Annotated in this window: 17 protein-coding genes and 1 pseudogene; 4 read left to right on the top strand and 14 right to left on the bottom strand. The window is 62.2% G+C overall.

The genetic code is table 11. From position 1 onward, the window contains the following. Positions 1–209: 209 nt before the first annotated feature. Positions 210–887 (top strand): DUF3313 domain-containing protein, encoded by a 678-nt coding sequence (locus L6D80_RS25350; RefSeq protein ID WP_054901422.1) that lies wholly within the window; start codon positions 210–212, stop codon positions 885–887. 21 nt (positions 888–908) lie between these two features. Here the strand turns inward: L6D80_RS25350 and L6D80_RS25345 are convergent, their stop codons facing one another. Continuing rightward, positions 909–2,288: an L-serine ammonia-lyase gene (locus tag L6D80_RS25345; RefSeq protein ID WP_176516470.1), complete on the bottom strand. Its 1,380-nt coding sequence runs from the start codon at positions 2,286–2,288 to the stop codon at positions 909–911. 146 nt (positions 2,289–2,434) lie between these two features. Here L6D80_RS25345 and L6D80_RS25340 point away from each other — a divergent pair, with 146 nt between their 5' ends. Beyond that, positions 2,435–3,382, top strand: a complete 948-nt coding sequence (locus L6D80_RS25340) for a LysR substrate-binding domain-containing protein (protein ID WP_054901424.1) — start codon at positions 2,435–2,437, stop codon at positions 3,380–3,382. On the opposite strand, the gene L6D80_RS25335 is transcribed toward L6D80_RS25340, so the two are convergent. From L6D80_RS25335 to L6D80_RS25280, 13 genes and pseudogenes are all read right to left on the bottom strand, one after another. After that, on the bottom strand, positions 3,376–4,797 hold the full coding sequence (locus tag L6D80_RS25335; protein WP_176516476.1) for an undecaprenyl-phosphate glucose phosphotransferase: 1,422 nt from the start codon (positions 4,795–4,797) through the stop codon (positions 3,376–3,378). The genes L6D80_RS25340 and L6D80_RS25335 overlap by 7 nt on opposite strands. 171 nt (positions 4,798–4,968) lie before the next feature. After that, on the bottom strand, positions 4,969–5,748 hold the full coding sequence (locus L6D80_RS25330) for a WecB/TagA/CpsF family glycosyltransferase (RefSeq protein WP_176516478.1): 780 nt from the start codon (positions 5,746–5,748) through the stop codon (positions 4,969–4,971). Beyond that, positions 5,748–6,935, bottom strand: coding sequence for a glycosyltransferase family 2 protein (locus L6D80_RS25325; RefSeq protein ID WP_176516480.1), 1,188 nt, complete (start codon positions 6,933–6,935; stop codon positions 5,748–5,750). The genes L6D80_RS25330 and L6D80_RS25325 overlap by 1 nt, the downstream gene beginning before the upstream one ends. After that, positions 6,932–8,134: a glycosyltransferase gene (locus L6D80_RS25320; RefSeq protein WP_176516482.1), complete on the bottom strand. Its 1,203-nt coding sequence runs from the start codon at positions 8,132–8,134 to the stop codon at positions 6,932–6,934. The genes L6D80_RS25325 and L6D80_RS25320 overlap by 4 nt, the downstream gene beginning before the upstream one ends. Before the next feature lie 50 nt (positions 8,135–8,184). Then, positions 8,185–9,552, bottom strand: coding sequence for a glycosyltransferase family 4 protein (locus L6D80_RS30175; RefSeq protein WP_309295483.1), 1,368 nt, complete (start codon positions 9,550–9,552; stop codon positions 8,185–8,187). A gap of 723 nt (positions 9,553–10,275) precedes the next feature. Beyond that, a pseudogene (locus L6D80_RS30170) lies at positions 10,276–11,187 on the bottom strand (DUF535 family protein); the annotation flags it as partial. A 7-nt stretch (positions 11,188–11,194) separates the two neighbouring features. After that, positions 11,195–12,172, bottom strand: coding sequence for a glycosyltransferase (locus L6D80_RS25310; protein WP_054901429.1), 978 nt, complete (start codon positions 12,170–12,172; stop codon positions 11,195–11,197). A 58-nt stretch (positions 12,173–12,230) separates the two neighbouring features. Continuing rightward, positions 12,231–12,755: a serine O-acetyltransferase gene (locus tag L6D80_RS25305; RefSeq protein WP_054901430.1), complete on the bottom strand. Its 525-nt coding sequence runs from the start codon at positions 12,753–12,755 to the stop codon at positions 12,231–12,233. Between the two features lie 8 nt (positions 12,756–12,763). Next, the gene (locus tag L6D80_RS25300; RefSeq protein ID WP_176516485.1) at positions 12,764–13,720 is read right to left on the bottom strand and encodes a glycosyltransferase family 2 protein; all 957 of its coding nucleotides are present in this window, start codon (positions 13,718–13,720) and stop codon (positions 12,764–12,766) included. Continuing rightward, on the bottom strand, positions 13,713–14,330 hold the full coding sequence (locus L6D80_RS25295; protein WP_054901432.1) for an acyltransferase: 618 nt from the start codon (positions 14,328–14,330) through the stop codon (positions 13,713–13,715). Before L6D80_RS25295 ends, L6D80_RS25300 begins: the two co-directional genes overlap by 8 nt. A 145-nt stretch (positions 14,331–14,475) precedes the next feature. Further along, positions 14,476–15,942 (bottom strand): FAD-dependent oxidoreductase, encoded by a 1,467-nt coding sequence (locus tag L6D80_RS25290; RefSeq protein ID WP_054901433.1) that lies wholly within the window; start codon positions 15,940–15,942, stop codon positions 14,476–14,478. Continuing rightward, positions 15,939–16,133, bottom strand: coding sequence for a twin-arginine translocation signal domain-containing protein (locus tag L6D80_RS25285; protein WP_054901434.1), 195 nt, complete (start codon positions 16,131–16,133; stop codon positions 15,939–15,941). The genes L6D80_RS25290 and L6D80_RS25285 overlap by 4 nt, the downstream gene beginning before the upstream one ends. A 101-nt stretch (positions 16,134–16,234) precedes the next feature. Further along, positions 16,235–17,611: an oligosaccharide flippase family protein gene (locus tag L6D80_RS25280; protein ID WP_054901435.1), complete on the bottom strand. Its 1,377-nt coding sequence runs from the start codon at positions 17,609–17,611 to the stop codon at positions 16,235–16,237. 94 nt (positions 17,612–17,705) lie between these two features. Between L6D80_RS25280 and L6D80_RS25275 the strand changes: the two genes are divergently transcribed. Together L6D80_RS25275 and L6D80_RS25270 are read left to right on the top strand one after the other, a co-directional pair. Then, positions 17,706–19,232, top strand: a complete 1,527-nt coding sequence (locus L6D80_RS25275; protein WP_176516487.1) for an O-antigen ligase family protein — start codon at positions 17,706–17,708, stop codon at positions 19,230–19,232. Positions 19,233–19,237: 5 nt separating this feature from the next. Then, positions 19,238–21,829 carry a glycoside hydrolase 5 family protein gene (locus tag L6D80_RS25270; protein ID WP_176516488.1) on the top strand — a complete coding sequence of 864 codons (2,592 nt, stop codon included), beginning with the start codon at positions 19,238–19,240 and terminating at the stop codon, positions 21,827–21,829. Positions 21,830–21,845 lie beyond the last annotated feature (16 nt).

Raw genomic sequence — 21,845 nt, 5'->3', positions numbered from 1 at the left:
CGGCAGTCTTACTACCAACTTTAAATAATCATTGTAAATTATTGATTTATAACATTTATTTATATTTTTCCTCGAAACAACATTAAGTTGCCTTTCACTGCCTTCAACCTCTTACTGGCACGCATCTTCAGAAATTTCACGGCATAGCCCCCCAACTGCTGCGCACCTGCTAGCGTTGTTCTGGCCCCCTCCTGATGGATGCCCCCAACATGAAATCACTGCCTCGCATCACCCTGCTGTGCGCTGCATTGCTCGCAGTGGCGGCCTGTTCCAGCAACCGGGTAGACCCGAAAGACTATTCCGGCTTTCTCAAGGACTACAGCCGACTGCAGCCGGCCGAAAGCCCCTCCGGCGCGCCGGTGATGCGCTGGATCGACCCGAAGGTCGACCCCAACCAATACACCCAGATCTTCATCGAACCCAGCCAGTTCTACCCCAAGCCGCAACCGACGCCGGTCATTTCGGCGCAGACCCTGCAGGAGATCACCCGCTACTTCAATGAAGCCCTGCGCCGCGAGATGGGCAGTGTACTCACCCTGGCCAAGGCCCCTGGCCCGGGCACCATCGTGGTGCGGCCTGCCATCACCGCTGTATCCACCAGCAATGAAGGGCTGAAACCTTACGAGGTGATCCCCATCGCGCTGATTTCGGCAGGCGTGAACACCGCCATGGGTGGGCGCGACCAGGAAGTGGACGTGGGTGTGGAAGCCGCCTTCCTCGATGGCGCCAGCCAGAAAGTGCTGGCGCAGGTCGTGCGCAAGGGCACCGGCAAAGCGCTGGAGAATGACACCCAGAAGCTGACGCTCAACGACGTCAAGCCCGTACTCGACGGCTGGGCCAAGGACATGCGCGCCAGCTTCGTGGCACTGAAGCAGAAAAACCGCTGAGCCTGTTCGGCGGCTGGCAGGTCAGCATTCAACGAATGCGACAGCCAGGCCGCCGCGCGAGGTTTCCTTGTAATTGGCGTGCATGTCGGCGCCGGTATCGCGCATCGTGCGGATCACCCGGTCGAGCGAAATGAAGTGCTCGCCATCCCCCCGCAAGGCCATCTGTACAGCGTTGATCGCCTTGACCGCAGCGATCGCGTTGCGCTCGATGCAGGGCACCTGAACCAAGCCACCCACCGGGTCGCAGGTCAGTCCCAGGTTGTGCTCCAGCGCGATCTCGGCGGCATTTTCCAGCTGTGGCGGTGTGGCACCGAGCACCTGGGCAAGGCCGGCGGCGGCCATGGCGCACGCAGAACCCACCTCCCCCTGGCAACCGACCTCGGCACCGGAAATGGACGCGTTCTTTTTGCACAGGATGCCGACAGCCGCAGCGGCAAGCAGAAAGTCCACCACATCGTCGTCACAGGGGCTGGGGTTGAACTTCATGTAGTAGTGCAACACCGCCGGAATAATACCCGCCGCGCCGTTGGTCGGTGCGGTGACCATGCGCCCGCCGGCTGCGTTCTCTTCGTTGACGGCCAGCGCGAACAGGTTCACCCACTCCATGGCGCTCAGGGTCGAGCCGATCACGTTAGGTTTGCCCAGCGCCTGTAGGCTGCGGTGCAAACGAGCGGCACGGCGCTTGACGCCAAGCCCGCCGGGCAGCGTGCCCTCATTACGCAGGCCCTGGTCAACGCACTCGCCCATGGCCGTCCAGATGCGCAACAGCCCTTGGCGCACGTCGGCCTCAGGGCGCCAGGCGCACTCGTTGGCCAGCATCAACTGGGCAACGCTTAGCCGGTGGGCCTTGCACAACGCCAGCAGCTCGGCGGCGCTGGAAAATTCGAAAGGCAGGCGTACCTCGTCCGCGGCTGGCCGGGGAGCATCGACCTCGGTCTGCTCGACGATGAAACCGCCTCCGATCGAATAGTACGTCTGGCTGAACAGCAGCCCGCCCTGCCCGTTGTACGCAACGAGGGTCATGGCATTGGGGTGATACGGTAGGCTTTCGTCCAGCAGCAGCAGGTCGCGACCATACTCGAAGGCCAGCGGCTGGCTGCCATCGAGCATCAGGCATTGCTCCTCCAACACCTGGCGGATGCGCGGCTCGATGGTGGCCGGGTCGATACGGTCTGGCCACTGGCCCATCAAGCCCAGCAGACAGGCGCGGTCGGTGGCATGCCCTACCCCGGTGGCCGACAGCGAGCCGTACAGGCGCACTTCGATGCGGCTTACCTGTGCCAGCAGGCCACGGTCGCGCAACGCCTGGGCGAAGGTCGCCGCCGCGCGCATCGGGCCCACGGTGTGGGAACTGGACGGGCCGATGCCAATTTTGAAAAGGTCGAAAACACTGATAGCCATACTAATGCCTGACCGCACCGGCTTCGTGCGCCGCTGTACGGTTGTCTGGTGAAATTGAGCGGTAGTGCGAATTTGCGCGATACTGCGCCGTTCCACGGAGGTTGACCAACGAAACCTCCTAAGCAAGGCTTTAGCGAAACTAAACGATGCGACGACAACTCAACGGCCAGATGTTTTTCTGGCTGCATGTCTTTTCCTGTGCGGCGCGGCATTTGTCGTTCACCCGCTGCGCTGAAGAGCTGCACATCACCCCGGGCGCTGTCAGCCAGCAGATGCGCCAACTTGAGGAGCGCCTGGGCTATCGGTTGTTCCTGCGCCGGGCCCGCGGGGTGGAGCTCAGTGCCGAAGGCCAGCGCCTGGCACAGACGGTGAGCGACGCCTATGGCAGCATCGAGGCGGAACTGCTACGCCTGGATGCCGGTGAAATCCGTGGCACCTTGCGCCTGCGTTCGATCCCGTCGTTCCTGGCCAAGTGGCTGACTCCACGGCTGCCCCGCTTTCAGCAACGCTACCCGGACATCGAGCTACGCCTGGTGGCCGAGGACAGCGCACAAGCCTTGCACCCGGGCGACTTTGACCTGGCCATCGACCTGAACGATGGCAGCTACCCCGGCATGCTTTCGACGCCCTTGCTGGACGAACAGATATTTCCGGTCTGCTCTCCTTCGCTGCTGCGCGGCCGCCCACCGCTACATGGCCCGGCAGACCTGGTGCACTATCCGCTGCTGCACGACATCACCGCCTGGCGGGGCAGTTCGGAATACGCCGAGTGGGAGTTCTACCTCGAAGGCATCGGTGCCGGCGGGCTGGATGTGCGCCGTGGCCATACCTTCAACCGCAACCACCTGACCATCGAGGCGGCGATCGCTGGCATCGGCGTGGCCATTGCGCGGCGCACGCTGCTCAATGACGAACTGGAACGCGGCGCATTGATCGTGCCCTTTGGCAACCCGATCGCCAACCACAAACGGTACATGGTGCATTACCCGCCGGGTGGGCTGAGCCAGCCCGGGGCGCGGGCGGTGCACGACTGGTTGGTGGAAGAAGCACGAGGCTTCAGGGGGTTGCATGCGTTGGGGGCCAGCGATCAATAAGCCTGCTTGCCGGTAAACGCATTGAGTGTGCGCACCAGGATCACGAAATCGAGCCACAGCGACCAGTTGTTGATGTACTCGATGTCCGAGTCGACGCGCTGGATCATCTGTTCGATGTCCTTGGTTTCGCCCCTGAACCCACGCACTTGTGCAAGGCCGGTCATGCCCGGCTTGATGTTGTGGCGGGCGAAGTAGTCGACTATATCCTGCGAGTACAGCGTGTCATGTTGCAGCGCATGGGGGCGCGGCCCCACCAGGGACATCTCACCGGTCAGCACATTGAACAGTTGCGGCAGTTCATCCAGGCTGGTGCGGCGGATGAAAGCGCCCACCCGGGTCAACCGAGGGTCATTCTTCTGTGCCTGTTTGACCACACCGTCATCCGGCTGATGCACATGCATGCTCCTGAACTTCCAGATACGGAAGGATTCACCCGTCCAGCCGGTCCGCTCCTGGCGGAAGAACACTGGCCCCGGGCTGTCGAGCTTGATGGCCAAGGCAATGGCCAGCAACACGGGTGATGCACACAGCACGATAACCGCAGCGAGCACACGGTCCTCGAGGTTCTTGAGGAACAGGCTCATGCCAGTGAGCGGCGTTTCCGACAACGTCAGCACCGGTATCCCGGCAATCTCGCGCACACTGTGGTTGATCAGGCGCAGTGAAAAAATATCAGGCACCCAATTCACTGCAATACACTTGTCAAGCAACTTCAGATAGACATCATTAATCACTTCCGAACCGCCCAGCGGGGTAACCAGATAGACCGTCCTGATCGCATGCTGGGCAATAATTTCATCCAACTTTGAAATATGCCCCAATACCGAAAGGCGCTGTTTTGTTTCAGCACTCTCTTTATGTTGCTCAGCAACTTCGTCAATCAGCACACACCCAACAACCCGTTCGCCGAACCACGGGTTATTACTGATCTTTTGATAAAGAAAGTTTGCAAGATCCCCGGCGCCGATAATCAGCGCATTGTCCAGGCGGGCATGGGCAGTGAAACGTTTTTGCACCTCGCGCACGGCATAGTGCAGAAACAATTGAACGACATAACCAATGACGAACAACTGCCCCACCACCATCCGCGAATAGCTCTCGCTCTGCTTGGTGAGGAACGCCAGCACCACCAGAAAACAAAAGGTTGCCGACCAGGCCTTGAACAGCCTGAACGCTTTGATGGACAGCCCTACGTTGGTTCGGTAGATGGCGTAATGGTCGTAAATGACGGCCAATGCACCAATCAGCAACAGCAGCATGATGACGTAATCGGACGTGATATAACCGATTTGGTCGTAAATCAAATACCACGCCACCCCGGTCACTGCAATACCGTCAAGGCCCGCCTGAATGGCGTTACTCACGCTGCTTCTGCGCTGGAGCAAAGAACGACTGCTTCTGGGTTCGAACACCATTCTCAGACCTCGTGACAGTAAGCGCAGCACGTACATTTCACGTAATCAGAACAATAACAACACCCACTCTTTACATAGACCGAACGGGGCGCTTGCCGTTACCTGCGTGAACACAGTTGATATCACTGTAGCAGTACTCTGCCTGCTGCGCGGCCCAATTCACCTGTGCCTTTAGTTTTGGCTGTTTCCCCGCCGTGTATCTTCGCCGCCAGGGGCAGGCCTTGGGCTGAACATCCCTGTACGCAACAGGAACATCGGGTTACCGACCACATAGCGCATGAACAGCCGCCTCGGCTCCTTCACCAGGCGAAATACCCACTCGCCCCCCAGACGGCGCAACCAACCCGGTGCGCGGGCAACCTTACCACCGAGAAAATCCAGGATTGCCCCGCCACAGACAATCAGGCACGGCACGCCACTGGCGGCCAACCTGGCAGCGACAGCTTCTTGCTTGGGCATGCCCATGCCCAGCACGATCAGTTCCGGCTGCAGCGCCTGCGCCAGGGCCAGGTAAGTGTCAACCTCGGCAAAACCATCGTGCAGCGACACCGGTTTTACGCCCCACAGCGCCTCGCTGCGCGCAGCCGCGGCGGACAACGCAGGTTCCTGTGTGCCCCAGAATGCGACGCGCCGACCCTTGTAGCGCGCCAGCAATCTGGGAATAAAGTCTGTACCGTTCATGTTGAGCCCTGGTGCCAAACCGATGCGCCGGTACAAAATTGCCATGCCCGAACCATCGCGCAAGAGGACGTCGGCAGCCGCCAGCGTTCGGCAGAACTCGCCATCGCCTGCCACAAGGTTGAGGGCATGGGCATTGACGAAACCCAGCACGGTTGCACGCTCTGGCGTTGACAAGGCTGCCAGCAACCGCTGTTCATCGGCCGGGTCATTGACCACCTGCACGTTGTCCAGCACGGTGTTCCAGCGTGTTTGCCACAGCTGCTCGCCCATCAGTCATCGTCCCGCTTGGCCCGCACCCATTCGACCTGGCGCTTGATCAGGAACCCCACATACAAGGGGATCTTCTTGGCCGCGTACAGCGGCGCGTAGAGCAATACCGAAAACGGGATAACCTCCCTTGAGAACCGCCCCCATGCCAGCAGTATTGCGCTCCCGAGCAGGGCCAGCGCACAGGTGGCGATCAGCGCCGGCAACAGGATGCCGAACACTGCCCAGGCCAACCACGACAGCGTGAAGATGGCCATCAGGGCCAACGTCAACAAAGCCAGCGGTGGCACCAGCAGGTCCAGGGCCATAGCCAGCAACAGCCCGTTACCCTGACTGACTGAGGTTGCGATCAGTTTCGGCCCTTCGCTCAGTAGCACACCCAGGTGCCCATGCTCCCAACGCGTTCGCTGGCTGCTCAGGCCCTCCTGGCTCAGCGGGAACTGGCTGGTCACCTCGGCAAGCGGGCAAAACAGCGGCGGTTTCCCGTTACGGCAGAAATCCAGGCCCAGCTTGAGGTCCTCGACCAAATGACCGCTGGCCAGGTTGGCGGTGGCCAGCTCCTGCCAACGGAACGCCATGCCGGTACCCATCAGTTGACAAGGCAGGCCTGCACGCGCCCAGCCCCGGGGTCGCACCAGGTTCTTGACCCGCCAGGCGAACTCGGCCACCTGTACCTTGAGCCCGGCGCCGGGCGGTGCACGCATCAGGTCCAGCGCTTGTGCCGGGCGTGCCGTGGCCATGCAGGCCTGTGCCAGGTGCGCCAGGGAGCCGGCGCTCACCTGGCAATCGGCGTCGATGATGACCACCACGTCAGGCGGGGCATTGGCCAGGTGCCTCACGCCATAATCCAAGGCATAGCCTTTGCCGCGCAGGTGCTCGTGCTGGCGCTCAAGTACCGCTGCCCCCGCGGAGCGTGCCAGCGCCGCCGTGTCATCCGTGCAGTTGTCCGCCACCACCAGCACTTGGTCGCCGTCCGCCAATTGAGCGCCAATGCTTTGCAGCGTCGAGACAATCCCGGCAGCCTCGTTATGCGCGGGCACCAGCACTGCCACGCGTGGCCTGGCAGCCGTGACCGCCGTGCAGGCGCGTGCGGGCAGGCAGGCCAGCAGTACCTGAACGAACAGCACCAGTACCGGCAGCAGGATAAGGACTGCCAGCGTGCCCAATAGCCATGCGATCAGGGTGATCATGCCGGCACCTTGAAATACTGGGCCAGCTTGGCCGCTTCGGTATCGATGTCATGGCGCTCCAGCACCCGCTGGCGCGCCGCCTCGCCCATGCGCTGCAGCACCTCGGCCGGCTGTTCCAGGCACTCGCCCATGGCCGCAGCCAGCTCATCCACTGCGCCGGCAGGGAACAGCCAGCCGTTTTCCCCGGGGCGCACCAGCTCGGGAATGCCCGCTACATAGGTGGTAAGGACCGGCCTGCGCAAGGCCATGGCTTCCATGATCACTACCGGCAGCCCTTCGGCAAAACTGGGCAAAACCAGGGCACGTGCTGCAAGGAGTTCTTCGCGTACCTGGGCGCTGCTGATCCAGCCGGTGATGCGTACCTGCGCCTGCAGCCCATGTTGGGCAATCAGCGCTTCGATCTGGCCGCGCATTTCGCCATCGCCCGCCAGCACCAGTTCGAACGCTACCGCCTGGGCGGCCAATCGGCGGGCCGCTTCGATCAACAGCAACTGGCCTTTCTGTTCGCACAGGCGCCCGACGCAAACCAGGCGCGGCGCCGTGGCCGGGTTATCGATCGCACCCTCATGAAAGCCCCGTTCAAGCCCGCAATGCACCACTTTCACCTTGGGCCAGTGCTCGTGCGCCACCCAGCGATACAGCTGGCTGCGCCCATAGGAGCTGACTGCAGCGACGAACGCCGCGCGCCGGACCTTCTCTCCCAGGTGCAGGAACTGTGGTTTGTCGAACTCTTCCGGCCCGTGCACGGTGAAGCTATAGGCCGGCCCGCCGAGCGCACTGGCGAGCATCACCACCTCGGTAGAATTGGTGCCGAAATGCGCGTGTACGTGTTCGGCGCCGGATGCCTGTAGCCATTGCAAAACGCGGCAGGCCTCGGCCAGGTAGACCATGTGGTAAGGCAGCGAGCGGTCGGCGCGCCAACCCAGGCGCAAGGCCAGCCCAAGGCCCGCACAAAAACGCCGTGGCTGAGCCCTTAGTACCTGCCACAGGGGTTTCAGCAGCCCCGCCACGCCGCCCTGCAACACATAGTGGGTCTTCTCACGCTCAGCGATGTCTTCGCCGTCCTGCAACGCGCCGTCCCAGCCGCGCAAGGCGATGCGCTGGACCACCAGCCCCTGGCGCTCCAGCGCGAGGATTTCGCGACGGATGAAGCTGTGGCTGACTTTCGGGTACTGATTGATGAAATAGGCAATGTGCATAGAAATCCAAATCAATGCTGGCGAAAGTGAGGGCCACCTGTGCCCAGTGGCTATGTCAGGCTGTTGAGGGCTGACGGTGGCGTGCCGGCCGGCGAACTGAGGCTCAGTACCTCGTCATAGACCCCCAGCAGGTCCAGGGCCTGGTCGCTGCACAAGGTGATGCTGTGCTTGAAGGTGTTGCGATGCTGCCGGTAGCGCTCAGGGTGCTCGAGGATCTCGGCCAACGCGGCGCGCAGGTACTTTTCGTTGGCGCTCAGGGGGATGAGCGTGCCATTCACGCCGTCGACGATGTCCTCCACCGTACCGCCTGCATGGGTGCTGATCACCCAGACATCCCGCACCAACGCTTCGCGCACGGCCAGACCAAAGGTTTCCTTGGACTGGGTGGGGAACAGCAGCACATCGATGCCGGAGAAAAACTCATCCATGTTCGCCTGGGTGTAGCCAGGCACGATGCTGACCGGGCCGGGAATCTTGATGCTGTGCCGGTTGAACGAGCGAAAGCCCAGGTGCAGCAGGTTGTCGACGACCTTCAGCTCGTAATCCGAACGCGGCAGCGAAGCGAATGCCCGGGCGATGACGTCGATGCCCTTGATGGTCGCGTTGCCACCGACGAAGCCAAACCGGATGGTCTTGCCTGGGTGCCGCTGGTAGCCAGCCGCAGGCGGCAGGATGCCATTGCGGTTGACGCGGATCCTGGCGGCATCGAAGCCATTGGCGATGTACAGGTTGCGGCAGAACGCACTGGGCGCCAGCAGCAGGTTGGCTTTCTCCAGCGTGCTGGCCAGCAGCTGCTGGCGGTACACGTTCAAGGCCGGGTCGTCCACGCACTGGGCGCAGATCTCGGCATGCACCGTGGTTTGCCCGCAGTAGTGGCCGTGGTTGTTGATCATGAACTGGCGTCCGCAGATCCACCAGGCATCATGCAGCGTCACCACGAACGGTATACCCGCCTGCTGGCAGCGGTCTGCCAACTGCACCCCCAGACCTTGGATCGAATGCAGGTGGACAAGGTCTGGTGCGACGCATGCCAGTACGGCATCGAACACTTCACTGGTGGCTGGGTTGTCGAAGTCTTCCCGGGCCGTGCGCGTATCCGGCAAGCCCATGCCCAGCACCGCCGCTGCGTGCGCCTCATACCTGAACAGGCTGTAGGGTTCGGCGTCGGAGGACGGCAACGAGGTGAAAATGAACTGCTGGAAAGGCGAAGCAGCCACCATCAGGCGCGCCATCTGCTCGGCGACCACCGTGGCGCCGCCGAAGCTTCTGGGGGCAAAGAAGATATTGGCCGACAGCACCCGACGTGTGCGGTCAGCGCTCAGCGCCGGGAAAATCTGGCTGAGCTGCTCGCGCTCCTGGCTTTCCACGCCCGGCGTGCTTTCCACGACGGTGACGTGCCGGGTACCCGCATCGCTCATGGCCATGGCCAGGGTCGGGGTCGAGGCGATGGCGCGGTCACAGGACAGCAACGCCCGCTGGTACAGGGCCACGGCCGCCATCAGGCTGTGAATGACCTCGGCGCTCAATTCGCCCACATCATTGCGCTGGCAGTATTGCTGCGGGTCGAAGATCTGTTCGTCGCAATCCCAGTAGGAGGTGACCTTGAGACGCTTGGCCTCTTCGATCAACTGCAGCACCGGATCAAAGGCCGGGACCCGGTGGAAGATGACCGCCGCGCAGGTCTGCAAGGCATTCAGGCAAGCGCTGTGGTCATGCCAGTCCACCGCCTGGCACCTGTAGCCCTGCCCGCGCAGCATGTGCCGCAGGCGGGACGGCCGGCCCTGCAATGTCAGGCCGGCACCCACCTCGCTGATCAGTACCACCTCCCGCGGGAACAGCTCGCTGGCCGGTACGCTGGGGTCGGCCAGGGGCAGGCTTTTGCGCTTGCTGTCGGCCGGCTTCCAGAGCAGGCTCGGCCCCTGCCTGAGGAACTCCCGGCAGGCCTTTTTCAACGTGGGATAGAGCCCGGCCTTGCGCAGGTAGGCGATAAAGCGCTGGTCCGCCCGTGGTTCACGGGTGAGCTGGCGGATGAATGCACTCGCCCTGGCACGCCAGCCCTTGCTGCTTGAAGGGCCACAGTCCTGCGGCAGCACCAGGGCACTGCCCAGGCGCTGGCGGTGCAGCTTCAACAGCTTGGCCGCGTCGCTGCCGGGCACCGCCGCTTCGACCTGGGCGAACAGGTCATCCAGCAGGGCATGGCGCCGGCGGTACATGGCCCGTTTCTTGGGGGCGATATCCTCGGCCGCACGCCTTGCGGGGGCCAGGGGGATGAGGAAGAAGTCCTCCGTTTGCGACGGTTGCGCCCCATTTTCCAGCCAGATGACGTCGTAGTTGGCCGCCAGGTCCTGAGCCTTGTCGGCGCCAAAGTACGGGTGGCGGTGGTGCCGGTAGGGGTCGGCGACCGCCAACACCTGCGTTGCCCCTACCGTTCTGGCCAGGCACTTGATGGCCTCGATCAGCAGGCTGCGCGGGCGCAGGCCTTCAAAATCCTTGGTCAGGTCCCGGTAGATGTTCAGCGACGTCTCGCTGTCGATGCCTTTGTGTATCCCCTGAACCGCACCGATGAACAGGCTCAGCCCCTCGGCGCTGCGGCACAGGCTGAACGCCAAGGAGGCGACCCGCAGCTCGCCCTGGAACAGGTTCAGCACCAGCTCCCCTTCGCGCTTGAACCAGATCGGCCGGTCCAGCACCAGGGTGCACTGCGGGGAATACGCCGAAAGATCGCCCAGAACCCGCGACTGCTCGCGGCCCAGCAGCAACAACGAAGGAAACTGCTGCGTCACCACCTCGTAGTGCGACGCCACCACGCTCAGGCGCTGCGGTGCCTCCCATTGCTTGCTGACGTAGGGCCATTGCACCACGCCAATGCAGTCGACCCCGAGTGCGGCAAAACCGTCGCGACCCAGCGAACGCTCCATGCGCTGCAGGAAAGCCTCCAGCGCCGAGCGGTGCCGGGCCATCAGCAGCAGCAGCTTGAACTTGTTGTTCAACGCTCGCGGCGAGTAGCCGGGTTGCAAAGTGAGCAGACTTTTCACTAACGACCTGAAGATCATCGACATCTCACTTGTATTCGATCAATAGCGTCTTGCTGGCAGTGAACCTGTCCAGCAGAAACTTGACCTGGCCAACCATCTCAGGAAATTTGGCAAGCACGAGGAAAATGCCTTGCACGCAATTCACCCGCCTCGACCTGCCGGCGCGGCGGGCCAGTCTCACGGCCTGCAGCGGGTAGATCAACAGCAACAGCAACCCCCAGGCACCGAACAGTACACACCCAAGCAGGGTGGCCAAGGGAATGCTCAGGCCCCACAACCAGGCACGACGCGACTCGCGCTGCCAATGCCGCTCGGGCGGGGCGCCGTGCAAGTACGCCCCTTCGGCGAAGGCGTACCCGCCCCGTACTGTCCGTCGCCACCATTGGCTGAAACGAGTCATGGCAGCGTCGTGCAAGGTCATCTCGGCGTCCAACCGCCAAATCTTCCAGCCCTGGGCACGCAAGCGGACGCACAGCTCGGGCTCTTCTCCGGCAATCAGCCCCGGGCGAAAGCCAGTCACCGCCACGAATGCCTCGACACGCATCAGCGCATCGCCCCCACACGCCTTGGCTTCGCCGACCGGCGTGTCCCATTCCAGGTCGCACAGCAAGTTGTAGACCGACCGTTCGGGGAAGCGCTCGCGCCGCCGACCACACACCACTGCCACCTCCGGATGGGTATCGAGGAACGCCTGGGCACTGGCCAGCCAGCCAGCCACCACTTCGCAATCGCCATCGACGAACTGCACATGGCGCATGCTGGGCAACAACTGTTGCAAGCGGGTAAAGCCTTCGTTGCGTGCCCGCGCCGCGGTGAAGGGTTGCGTCATGTCCAGCGCCAGCACGTCGACGCCATGGCTCAGCGCACGCGGCACGGAACCGTCGGTAGACCCCGAATCGACGTACACCACCTGATCAGCCTGCCCCGCCAGCGATGCCAGGCAGCGCTCCAGGCGCAAGCCTTCGTTCCGCCCGATGATCACCACTCCGATACCTGTCACCATGCGCCTCACTCACCCACCCTGAACGCCCTATGCCCACTCCCCGGCCGTGTTGCCCGGGTCATGTGTACTCGGCTGTTTCGCTGTGTTTGCGCACCTTGATGGTGGCCGGCACGCCGACCGCCAGCGAGTTGTCCGGCACATCGATCAGGACCACGGCGTTGGAGCCGATCACCACGTTGTCGCCGATGCGAATGTTGCCCAGCACCTTGGCCCCGGCCCCGATATCGACGTTGTTGCCAATCACTGGCGCCGTGGGTTCGCTGACATTCTTCAACCCCACCACGACCCCGTTGCGGATGCGGCAGTCATCACCGAAGCGGGCATAACCGCTGATGACGATGCCGCCAAAATGGTCGATGACGAAATTGCGCCCCACCTGCACCTCGCAGGGCAACTCGACCCCGGTGATGATCTGCACGAACTTGAACAATACCTTGTAGACCAGCGAGAACAGCTTGCGCAGCAACGCCGGGCGCACGCCATAGCGCCAACGGCCAAAGCGATACACCAGCATCACCCAGAAGCCCTGGGCGCCCCAATCTCCACCGTGTGCACGCAGGTCCGCGCGAATATTCTCGAACATGGCTTTTCCTACCGTGTGGGCTGGCTTGCGAACCGGGTCTTGAACAGCAACGACCAGGTGGCTCGGGTATGCTGCCAGCAGGCCTTGATGGCTGCCCGGCCACGGCCTTTGAGCAACGCCTTGAACGCCAGCAGCAGGTCGCCCAGGCTGACCAGCAGCATGTGCAACGCAAGCCCTCCGGCGCCATGGTGCTTGCGAAAATAGAGCAGCTCGCTTTCGATCTGGTAGGCCGAGATCTGGCGGCTGGCAGCCTCCAGTTCGGCCACCGACTTGGAGCTTTCGCCACCAATGTGCACAACGGTGGTGTAGGGATAGAACACCACCTTCCAGCCGGCCTCCTTGACCCGCTTGCAGTGGTCGACCTCCTCGTAATAAAGGAAGTAACGCGAGTCGAACAACCCCACCTGGTCGAGCACTTCACGGCGAACCAGGTAGAAACACCCCGGCAGCCAGTCGCATTCACGTACTGAACCGTGGTCCCAAGCCATTTCGTCGACCATCTGCAAGCCCGGGAACAGGCGGCCCAGCCCGGTCCGCGCAACGAATATGTTCAGCGGCGTCGGGAAATATCGACAGCAGGGCTGCAGGTCGCCATCGCGCCCTTCCAGGCGCACGCCAAGCACGCCGCAGTCAGGGTGGGCGTCCATGTAGGCGATGGTTTTCTCCAGGGTGTCGCTGGCTACGAAAGCGTCGGTATTGAGTAGCAAGGCGTATTTACCCTGCAGATGGGCCAGCAATTGATTGTTGGCGCGGCCAAAACCGACGTTCTGCTTGTTACTCAACAGCAGTGCTTCGGGGCACACTTTGGCCAGGCATTCCAGCGAGTTGTCGGCAGAGGCATTGTCCACCACCAGGTAGCTCGCCAGCCGCTCGCTGCCAGCCCGACGCAGCGCATCGAACATGGGCTGCAGCAGTGACCCGGTGTTGAAATTGACCACCATCACATCGACCGGCTTTCTATCCATTGTTGCCGTCCCCAAAGAAGTACTGCCGCCTCACCGCCGCCAAGGTAGGTTCCAGCGCCGGGTCGAATGCGCCCTTGCGCTGCTTGACGAGGTCTATCCAGGGGTAACTGTTGCAACGCTCTTCAACCCGCCTGATCAACTCTTCGGTGGTACAGATGACCTTGGCCGGGTTGCCCCCTACCACCATGCCCGGGGGCACGTCCTTGGTGACCACAGCGCCAGCAGCCACCACCGAGTCAGGCCCGATGGTCACCCGCGGCATGACGATCGAGCCGTGGCCAACGAAACAGTTGTCACGTATATCAATGTAGCCCACAGAGTCCAGCTGCTTGCCGTAGCAGACCTCGATCAGAGCCACCACACCGTCATGGCCGATCAGCGTGCAGTCGGACAACCCCACGTTGCTGCCGATGCGTACCAGCGTCGGGTCGGTGACGCAGCACCCACAGTTGATGTGCACGTTGTTCCCGATGGAATGAAACTTGCCCCACCGCGCCAGGTAGGTGCCCCATTGCAGGGGCGTGGGGTTGCACAGTTTCCTGTACAGCGAGCTGCCTCGCCCGGTGGCGTTGACATAGTGGTGCAAGGCGCTCCGTAGCCATCCAAACATGCTGTTTGCCTCGTAAGTAAACCCTTCCTGGACTGTCCCTGAGGCGAACTCGGTCTCGTTCTTCTTGGTGCTGACCGCATCGCACTCAACCCTTGTTTTTTGGCGCCATCACTGCAGGATCAAGCTGTGCACACTCCTTGGCGGCTCATGTGACCGCACCACGGGTTGTCTTCATTTTCTCGTCGAGGTGGTCGGCCAGCCGCAGCGCGAACTGCAGCAGCGGCATTGTCGGGTTGGACGCACCGCTGGTGGCAAAGATGCTGCTGCCCGCCACGTACAGGTTGGTGGTGCCGAACACCTTGCAGTTGGTGTCGACCACGCCAAACTCCGGCGAAGCCGCCATGCGGGTGGTCCCCATATGGTGGGCATGGGGCTGTATTTTCAGGGGCAAGGCGGTGTCGTAAACGAAGTCGTTCAACTTGACGAAGCCAAGCCCCATATCGGCAAACTGCTTGGCCAACTCGCTGCCGATGCACTTGATGGTGTGGCGGTCGTTGGCACTCAAGGCCCAATTGACGTTGACCTTGCTCACCCCCAGCGCGTCCTTTTCGCCCAGCAGCGAAATATGGCTCTGCACGTTCGGGAACTGCTCGATCATGGTGCTGATGACACCATCGCCGGGGCAACTGAACTTGGCCACGAACTCGATCTTGCTCGCCACGCCCATTTCACAGGCCAGGTTTTCCAGGAAGTGCTTGACCTCGGCGGTTCTGCCGTAGGTCCTGACATCGCTGAGCACGGCGGTGGTGACATTGCCTTTACCGGCGCGGTACTCGGCGACGAACGCATCGGTGGTGTAGTACTGGTGCTGACCGGTGTCCTGCCCGTCCTGCAGGATGAAGTTGCCCATGTCGATGTTCAGGTGCTCCATGAAGCAGCGCCCGGTCAGGCCGTCCGCGCTCACCACGCCTGCTGCCAGTAACGATTTGCTGTTGAGCAACTGCCGAGCATTCTCGATCGCCCCGGTAGCGAGGATGAAATGGGTGGCCTGCAGCGGTTGCCGGTGCAGGTCGTAGTCGGATACCTGCACCGCCGTGAGGCTGCCGGAGGCCTTGTCGAATTCAAGGTCCACGCAGTTGCAGTTGAGAAACACATCGAGCCCTGGCGTCTCGTTGAGCGCGGTTGCGTACTTTTGCGCAAAGCGCGTCGGCGGGCTCAGCAGGAAACGGTCGGCGTCGAAGTCTCCGCCCTCCAACGCCGCATTGAGCGCATGAAACTCCGCGCCCTGGGGCAAGTCGACGATGTCCATGGCCGCCGGCAGGTAGCGTTCGATCTCGGCATAGGGGATGGGCCAGCCCGGCAAGTCGCCCGGTGGCGTGACGGCGAAGTCTGAGGCGGTGAAGGGCCGGCAGCGGCCTGCCCAATGGTTGGAGGTACCGCCGAGAAACCGCAAGCGCGTTTCCTCGGCATACAGCTCAAGGCCCGACGAGGTGCACTTGTACAATGCTTGCGAGCGCGGCGAATAGGCCTGGTCGCCGCCTTCGAGCAGCGCGACGCTCCAGCCGGCCGTCGCCAGACGCAAGGCCAGTGTGATACCTGCCGGCCCTGCACCCACGATGCAGAAGTCATAGCGCTCGCGCAGCACTTTCTGCGCCTGGTAGTCCTGGATCATGCCTGCTCGTTCCGGAAGTACTGGGAGGGCAGCACCCAGCCGTTGATCAGCACATGACCGACTGGCTCGGCGGGCTTGCGAGCAACCTCAGGCAGGGCGCCAAACACCGCTCCCCCGACCCCCAGCAAGGCGCAATTACGGAGAAAGCCCCTACGGCCCAAAAGCGGAGTACAAAACTTAAGCTTCCCCATGATCTCAAGACCTGTGCCATTGTTTTCTCAAGAATCCTAGTCACTTATCCGCGATGCGCTACCCTGCCCACCGCTGTGGCACTGCATTTGTGGAGGTGGCTTCAAAGCCAGTGGAAAAACCGCGTCACCAGTTCGCCGCAGATTGCCCCAACAACGACCATTGGGAGTACGACAAGCTCGCGCTTGATGTTCAGAATGCCTAGCTTGCGATTGACATAGACAATCAGTACCAGGGTAGGCAAGGCATGCAGGGCCACCCCCCAGATTGCGTAACGCGGCCCGCCGATGGCCAGCAGCACCGGCAACAGCACCCACAGCGAAACCAGCCGAATGATGTTGTCCATGGCCTGGTACTTGGTGTAGCCCAAGGCGATCCAGATCTGGTGCGTCAGGGTGTAGCGCAAGGTGATAAACGACAGCGAAAGGATCGCCAGCATCGTGCCTGCCTGGGCATAGCGAGCGTCGTACATCCAGCTGATCAGCAGTGGGCTTGCGGTCAGGAACACGCCACAGACGAACAGCATGACCAGGTCGACCAGCAGCTTGAAACGGTCGTACAGCGTCTTCAACCGTGCAGGGTCGCCGTCCCGGGTGGCTTCGCTGAACGCTGGCAACGCCACTGCGCCGAACAGCTTCATCAGCCCGGTCTGGATCGAGCCGAGGATCAGCACGGCAATCGAATACACGCCCAGCTCCGCCACCGTCATGCTGGCCCCGAACCAGATACGGTCGCCATACATGGCCAGCACCCCGACGATCGATGACAACAGGATCCATCGGCCGAAATTGACCAGCTCCGTCAGGGCGGTGCGGTCCCACTGCAAACGGTTGCCCGGCCCTTGCAGGGCGGTGTGGCCCAGCACCGTGCCGGCCAGTGCGGCAATCACCCCAGCGGCCACCAGGGACCAGATCGAGCGGGTAAACCAGCCGATGACCAGCATGACCACCAATCCGACGAACTGCGATGCCAACTCCACCAGTACCACGCGTTTCTGTTGGAAAGTACGCACTGCCACATCTATCTTGGTCGACTGGAAACCCCAGATGATCGCCTGCAGCCCGGTGACCGCCAGTACCAGCGGCAGCTCCGGTGCGGCGTAGGTGGAACCAGCCGGCCACAGATTGGCCAGTTGGCTGAACCAAGCGCCCAGGGCCAGCAGCAGTGTCAGCGCGAACAACAGGAAGCCACGCAGAATCTGTACGGTCCAGGCGGTATTGAGAAACAACGGGTCGTCGCCCCTCGGGCTCTGAATGATGTTCTGCCGCAAACCGACATCGGACAGCAAGTGAAGGAGCACGGAGACGGTGGTGGCAATGACCATCACCCCGAACATTTCGGGTAACAACAAACGCGCCATGATCAGGTTGCCGCCCAGGCGCATCACCTGTGAGGCCAGCAGCGACACCAGGTTCCAAGCCCCGGCGCCCAGCGCACGCCTGCGAAGACTACCGGCTGCTGACACATCAATCGACGGCATGACTTCAATCTCTGACTGAATGGCTAGAAGTCACTATAGTTTCATTTAGCCATGACGCTAGCCGTCGTCCACCGAGGGATAGGTGCCTGAGCCCATGCCAGAACAATTCCGTGCACTGATCGTCATCCTGTTTGTCGCAACCGTCGTGTTCTTTCTTGCACGGCGCCCCGCCACAGACCTTATCCCTGACCGAGACTTCAAGCGGCGCCGCAACCTGTGGTTCCTGATTACCCTGCTGGCGTTCTTCTCGTTCAGCTTCTGGGTCTACACGGCGGCAGCCGTGATCACGCTGTTCCTGGCCAGGCGCCGCGAGCACAACGCCATGGCCCTGTTCTTCATGCTGCTGTTCGCCATCCCCCCCGCCTCGGTGGAGATTCCCGGCTTTGGCGTGATCAATTACCTGATCGAGCTGAACCATATACGCATCCTGACGGTGTGCATTCTGCTGCCCACGGCGCTGGCCTTGAGCAAACAGAGCGACACCGTACGCTTTGGCCGCACCTTGCCCGACAAACTGCTGGCCGCGAGCCTGGTACTGATGACCCTGCTGTACCTGCGCGACACCACGGTCACCGACACCCTGCGCCAGGCGGTCTCGCTGTATATCGATGTGTTCCTGCCGTATTACGTTGCCAGCCGCGGGCTGAAGACCCTCGACGATTTCAAGGATGCCCTGCTCGCCTTCGTCCTGGCCGCCTTCCTGCTGGCGATCATTGCCGTAGCGGAATTCGCCCGTCACTGGCTGCTGTACAACGGGCTGATCAGCGCCATGGGCGTGAAATGGAGCATGTCCAGCTACCTCAGCCGTGGCGGCTCCTTGCGCGCCAGTGCCACTACCGGCCAGGCCATTGCCCTGGCCTATGTCATCAGCGTGGCCATTGGCATGTTCCTGTTCGTGCAAGGCTACGTGCGCAACCGCCTGCAACGCTACATGGGCGCCTTGCTGCTGGCCGCAGGGCTGGTCGTACCGCTGTCTCGCGGGCCCTGGATTGGCGCCGGCGTGATCGTTGCCGTGTTCATCGCTACCGGCAAAGGCGCAGTCAAGCGCCTGACCCTGCTCGCCTGCGCCGGCCTGCTGGCGTTGCCGCTGCTGGCGGTATTGCCCGGCGGCGAAAAAGTGCTCGACCTGCTGCCATTCGTCGGCAACCTGGAAAAAGAGAACATCACCTATCGCCAACGGCTGCTCGACAACTCGTGGATCACCATCCAGCGCAACCCCTTGTTCGGTTCGTTCGATTTCCGCAGCACCCCGGAAATGCAATCGATGATCCAGGGTGAAGGCATCATCGACATCGTAAACAGCTACATCAGCCTGGCACTGCGCTTCGGGCTGGTCGGGCTGGCCCTGTTCGTCGCCTTCTTTGCCAGTGTGCTGTGGAGCATCTTCAAGGCCTTGCGCACCTTCCCCGACAAGGAGGACGAACACCGACGGCTGGGACGAACGCTGTTGGCGACGTTGATCGGCATCCTGGTGATCATCTTCACGGTCAGCAGCATCACCGTGATCCCCGTGGTGTACTGGTCGGTAGGCGGGCTAGGCATGGCCTATGTGCAGATGGTGCGCAGGCTCAGGGCCAGCGAGAACGCAGCACTTGCCACCCCCGGCCTTCTGACCCGGTAATGCCCATGACCTTTTCCCTTTTGCGCCCGCTGCTTCGGGGCTGTGCCTGCATCGGCCTGCTGCTACCGCTGGCCGGCTGGGCTTCGGACTGGACCGTCACGGTCGATGAGCAAAGCGGCTTGCCCACCCTGACCCGCGGCGGCGGTCCTGCCATGGTCGCCAGGTTCGACTTCTGGGGCGCCGACTGGAGCTGGACAGGCTTTGGCACGGCGTTCAAGGTCAACGGCCCGTACAACTACAGCCTTACCGGCAAGAACCCGCAACTGGATTTTGACCTGGCGGCGGACATCAGCAAGCCCCAGGCGCAGACCTTGGCCTGGGACTTCACCTTGAACGCCCACAGCCTGAAAAGCGGCGTGATGGGCGGAGGCATGGTGTTCCGCTTCGACCCGGCGCTGTTTGCAGGTGACATGGGTGAACCGGTACTGCTGCCAGGTAATCAGGGCTGGTCCTGGGGCAAGGCTGAACGGCGCATCGAGCTGCGTTTCGAGCCCGCGCTGGCGAACGTGTATTTCGAACGAGGCGACCCATCCGAGGTACGCGCCTTTTTCTACACCAACCCCATCACGCCTGGTCGACAGCAGATCAAGGCGGTGTTGAACATGACCGGCGACATCGCGCCCGGCCCTACGCCGACCGAACGCTTCGGCCTGGCCGCCCCCACCCAGTGGCCAGACGACCAGCTCGACTGGCGCACTGCACCGGTGGACCTGTCGTTTCTCAATGCGCCAGAAAAACCGGCCGGCAAGCGCGGTTTCGTCAAGGCTGCAGGCGAGCAGCTGCAGTTCGCCGACAACACGCCAGTGCGTTTCTGGGGTACCAACCTGTCGGCCTACGCGCTGTTCAACACCCCCGACGACGAGATCAAGCGCCAGGCAAGGCGCCTCTCTGAACTGGGCTTCAACCTCGTGCGCCTGCATCACCATGACTCGCCCTGGGTAAGCCCGAACATCTTTGGCGACGTCAAAACCCTGCGCAATACCCAGCAACTGAGTGAAGCCTCGCTGCGCAAGCTCGACTGGTGGATCAAATGCCTCAAGGATGAAGGGGTGTATGTCTGGCTCGACCTGCATGTGGAGCGCATCGTCACCCGCGATGACGGCATCTATGCCTTCGACGAGCTGGCCAAAGGTGAGCAGTATGCCGGTATCAAGGGCTATGCCTATGTGAACACCACCCTGCAGCAGGCGATGAAGCGTTTTGCCGAGCAGTACCTCACCCACGTGAACGCCTACACGGGGCTTGCATACAAGGATGAGCCGGCAATCGCCGCCGTGTTGCTCACCAACGAAAACGACATCACCCAGCACTTTGGCAATGCCCTGCTGCCGGACAAAGGTGTGCCCAAGCACAACCGGCTGTTCATGGACCAGGCCAAAGCCTTCGCAGCGCGCACCGGCCTGCCCGCAGACAAGACCTGGCGCGCCTGGGAGCCAGGCCCGGGCAAACTGTTGCTCAACGAGCTGGAACACCGTTTCAATGTCGACATGATCGAGCACCTGCGCACCCTGGGGGTTCAAGTCCCGATCGTGACCACCAGCACCTGGGGCGGCAATGGCCTGGCTGCGTTACCCGCGTTGACCGCAGGCAACGTGATCGACGCCCACAGCTATGGCGGCATCGGCCAACTGGAAAAGAATCCGCTGACCAGCGACGGCATGATCAACTGGCTCGGCGCGGCCCAGGTGCTGGGGATGCCGATGACCGTCACCGAGTGGAACGCCGAACCCTTCCCCCTGCCCGACCGCCACTCGCTGCCGCTGTATGTGGCCGGTACCGCTGCCCACCAGGGTTGGGACGCGATCATGCAGTACGCCTATAGCCAGCAGGCCTTCATTGAAGGCTGGCGCAGGGCCGACAACTGGAATGCCTACAACGACCCGGCAATGATGGCCACCCTCCCCGCCGCAGCCTTGCTCTACCGCCGCGAGGATGTGCGCCCGGCGCAAACCCATTATGTGTTTGCGCCTGGCCCTGAAACGTTGTTCAACCGCGCCATCACCCCGGGCAACTCGGTGCTGTTGCGCACGGCAATGGAAAAGGGCCGGTTGCAGATTGCCCTGCCGCAAACACCGGCGTTGCCCTGGTTGCAGCCCGCCGCCCTCCCCGGCGATGCCCAGGTGCTGCACGACCCGGACCAGTCACTGCTGGCGGCTGATGCCACGTCGTCGACCAGCGACACCGGTGAGCTCAGGCGCAACTGGCAGCAAGGCCTGTACACCATCGACACGCCACTGACCCAGGCCGCCACCGGCTGGCTGGGCGGGCAATCGCTGAGCCTTGCCGATATAAACGTACAGCTTAAAACCCCCTACGCCAGCGTCGTGGTGCAAAGCCTCGAGGCCAAGCCGATCAACCAGTCGCGCAGCCTGTTGATTTCACTGGGCAGCCGCGCTGTGCCCAGGCCGGATGACATGACCCCCTTCCACGTCGAGCCCCTCGAAGGGCGCTTGAGCATCAAGGCACCCGCTGGCCTGCACCTGTATGCCCGAAGCGCCGACGGGCAGGCGAAGAAACTGGCATCGACCTACAAGGATGGCCACTACCTCATCACCTTCGACGCACAGCACATGGCCAATTGGCTGTTCTTGAAATAGCCATCTAGAGTCAAAG

It is taken from the genome of Pseudomonas ceruminis (assembly GCF_021602025.1).
Classification (GTDB): domain Bacteria; phylum Pseudomonadota; class Gammaproteobacteria; order Pseudomonadales; family Pseudomonadaceae; genus Aquipseudomonas; species Aquipseudomonas ceruminis.
This window is presented reverse-complemented; position numbering and strand designations above follow the sequence as displayed.

Coding starts and splice junctions, on each gene's coding strand:
- L6D80_RS25350 (WP_054901422.1), top strand. CDS start 210: ATGAAATCACTGCCTCGCATCACCCTGCTGTGCGCTGCATTGCTCGCA.
- L6D80_RS25345 (WP_176516470.1), bottom strand. CDS start 2,288: ATGGCTATCAGTGTTTTCGACCTTTTCAAAATTGGCATCGGCCCGTCC.
- L6D80_RS25340 (WP_054901424.1), top strand. CDS start 2,435: ATGCGACGACAACTCAACGGCCAGATGTTTTTCTGGCTGCATGTCTTT.
- L6D80_RS25335 (WP_176516476.1), bottom strand. CDS start 4,797: ATGGTGTTCGAACCCAGAAGCAGTCGTTCTTTGCTCCAGCGCAGAAGC.
- L6D80_RS25330 (WP_176516478.1), bottom strand. CDS start 5,748: ATGGGCGAGCAGCTGTGGCAAACACGCTGGAACACCGTGCTGGACAAC.
- L6D80_RS25325 (WP_176516480.1), bottom strand. CDS start 6,935: ATGATCACCCTGATCGCATGGCTATTGGGCACGCTGGCAGTCCTTATC.
- L6D80_RS25320 (WP_176516482.1), bottom strand. CDS start 8,134: ATGCACATTGCCTATTTCATCAATCAGTACCCGAAAGTCAGCCACAGC.
- L6D80_RS30175 (WP_309295483.1), bottom strand. CDS start 9,552: ATGAGCGATGCGGGTACCCGGCACGTCACCGTCGTGGAAAGCACGCCG.
- L6D80_RS25310 (WP_054901429.1), bottom strand. CDS start 12,172: ATGGTGACAGGTATCGGAGTGGTGATCATCGGGCGGAACGAAGGCTTG.
- L6D80_RS25305 (WP_054901430.1), bottom strand. CDS start 12,755: ATGTTCGAGAATATTCGCGCGGACCTGCGTGCACACGGTGGAGATTGG.
- L6D80_RS25300 (WP_176516485.1), bottom strand. CDS start 13,720: ATGGATAGAAAGCCGGTCGATGTGATGGTGGTCAATTTCAACACCGGG.
- L6D80_RS25295 (WP_054901432.1), bottom strand. CDS start 14,330: ATGTTTGGATGGCTACGGAGCGCCTTGCACCACTATGTCAACGCCACC.
- L6D80_RS25290 (WP_054901433.1), bottom strand. CDS start 15,942: ATGATCCAGGACTACCAGGCGCAGAAAGTGCTGCGCGAGCGCTATGAC.
- L6D80_RS25285 (WP_054901434.1), bottom strand. CDS start 16,133: ATGGGGAAGCTTAAGTTTTGTACTCCGCTTTTGGGCCGTAGGGGCTTT.
- L6D80_RS25280 (WP_054901435.1), bottom strand. CDS start 17,611: ATGCCGTCGATTGATGTGTCAGCAGCCGGTAGTCTTCGCAGGCGTGCG.
- L6D80_RS25275 (WP_176516487.1), top strand. CDS start 17,706: ATGCCAGAACAATTCCGTGCACTGATCGTCATCCTGTTTGTCGCAACC.
- L6D80_RS25270 (WP_176516488.1), top strand. CDS start 19,238: ATGACCTTTTCCCTTTTGCGCCCGCTGCTTCGGGGCTGTGCCTGCATC.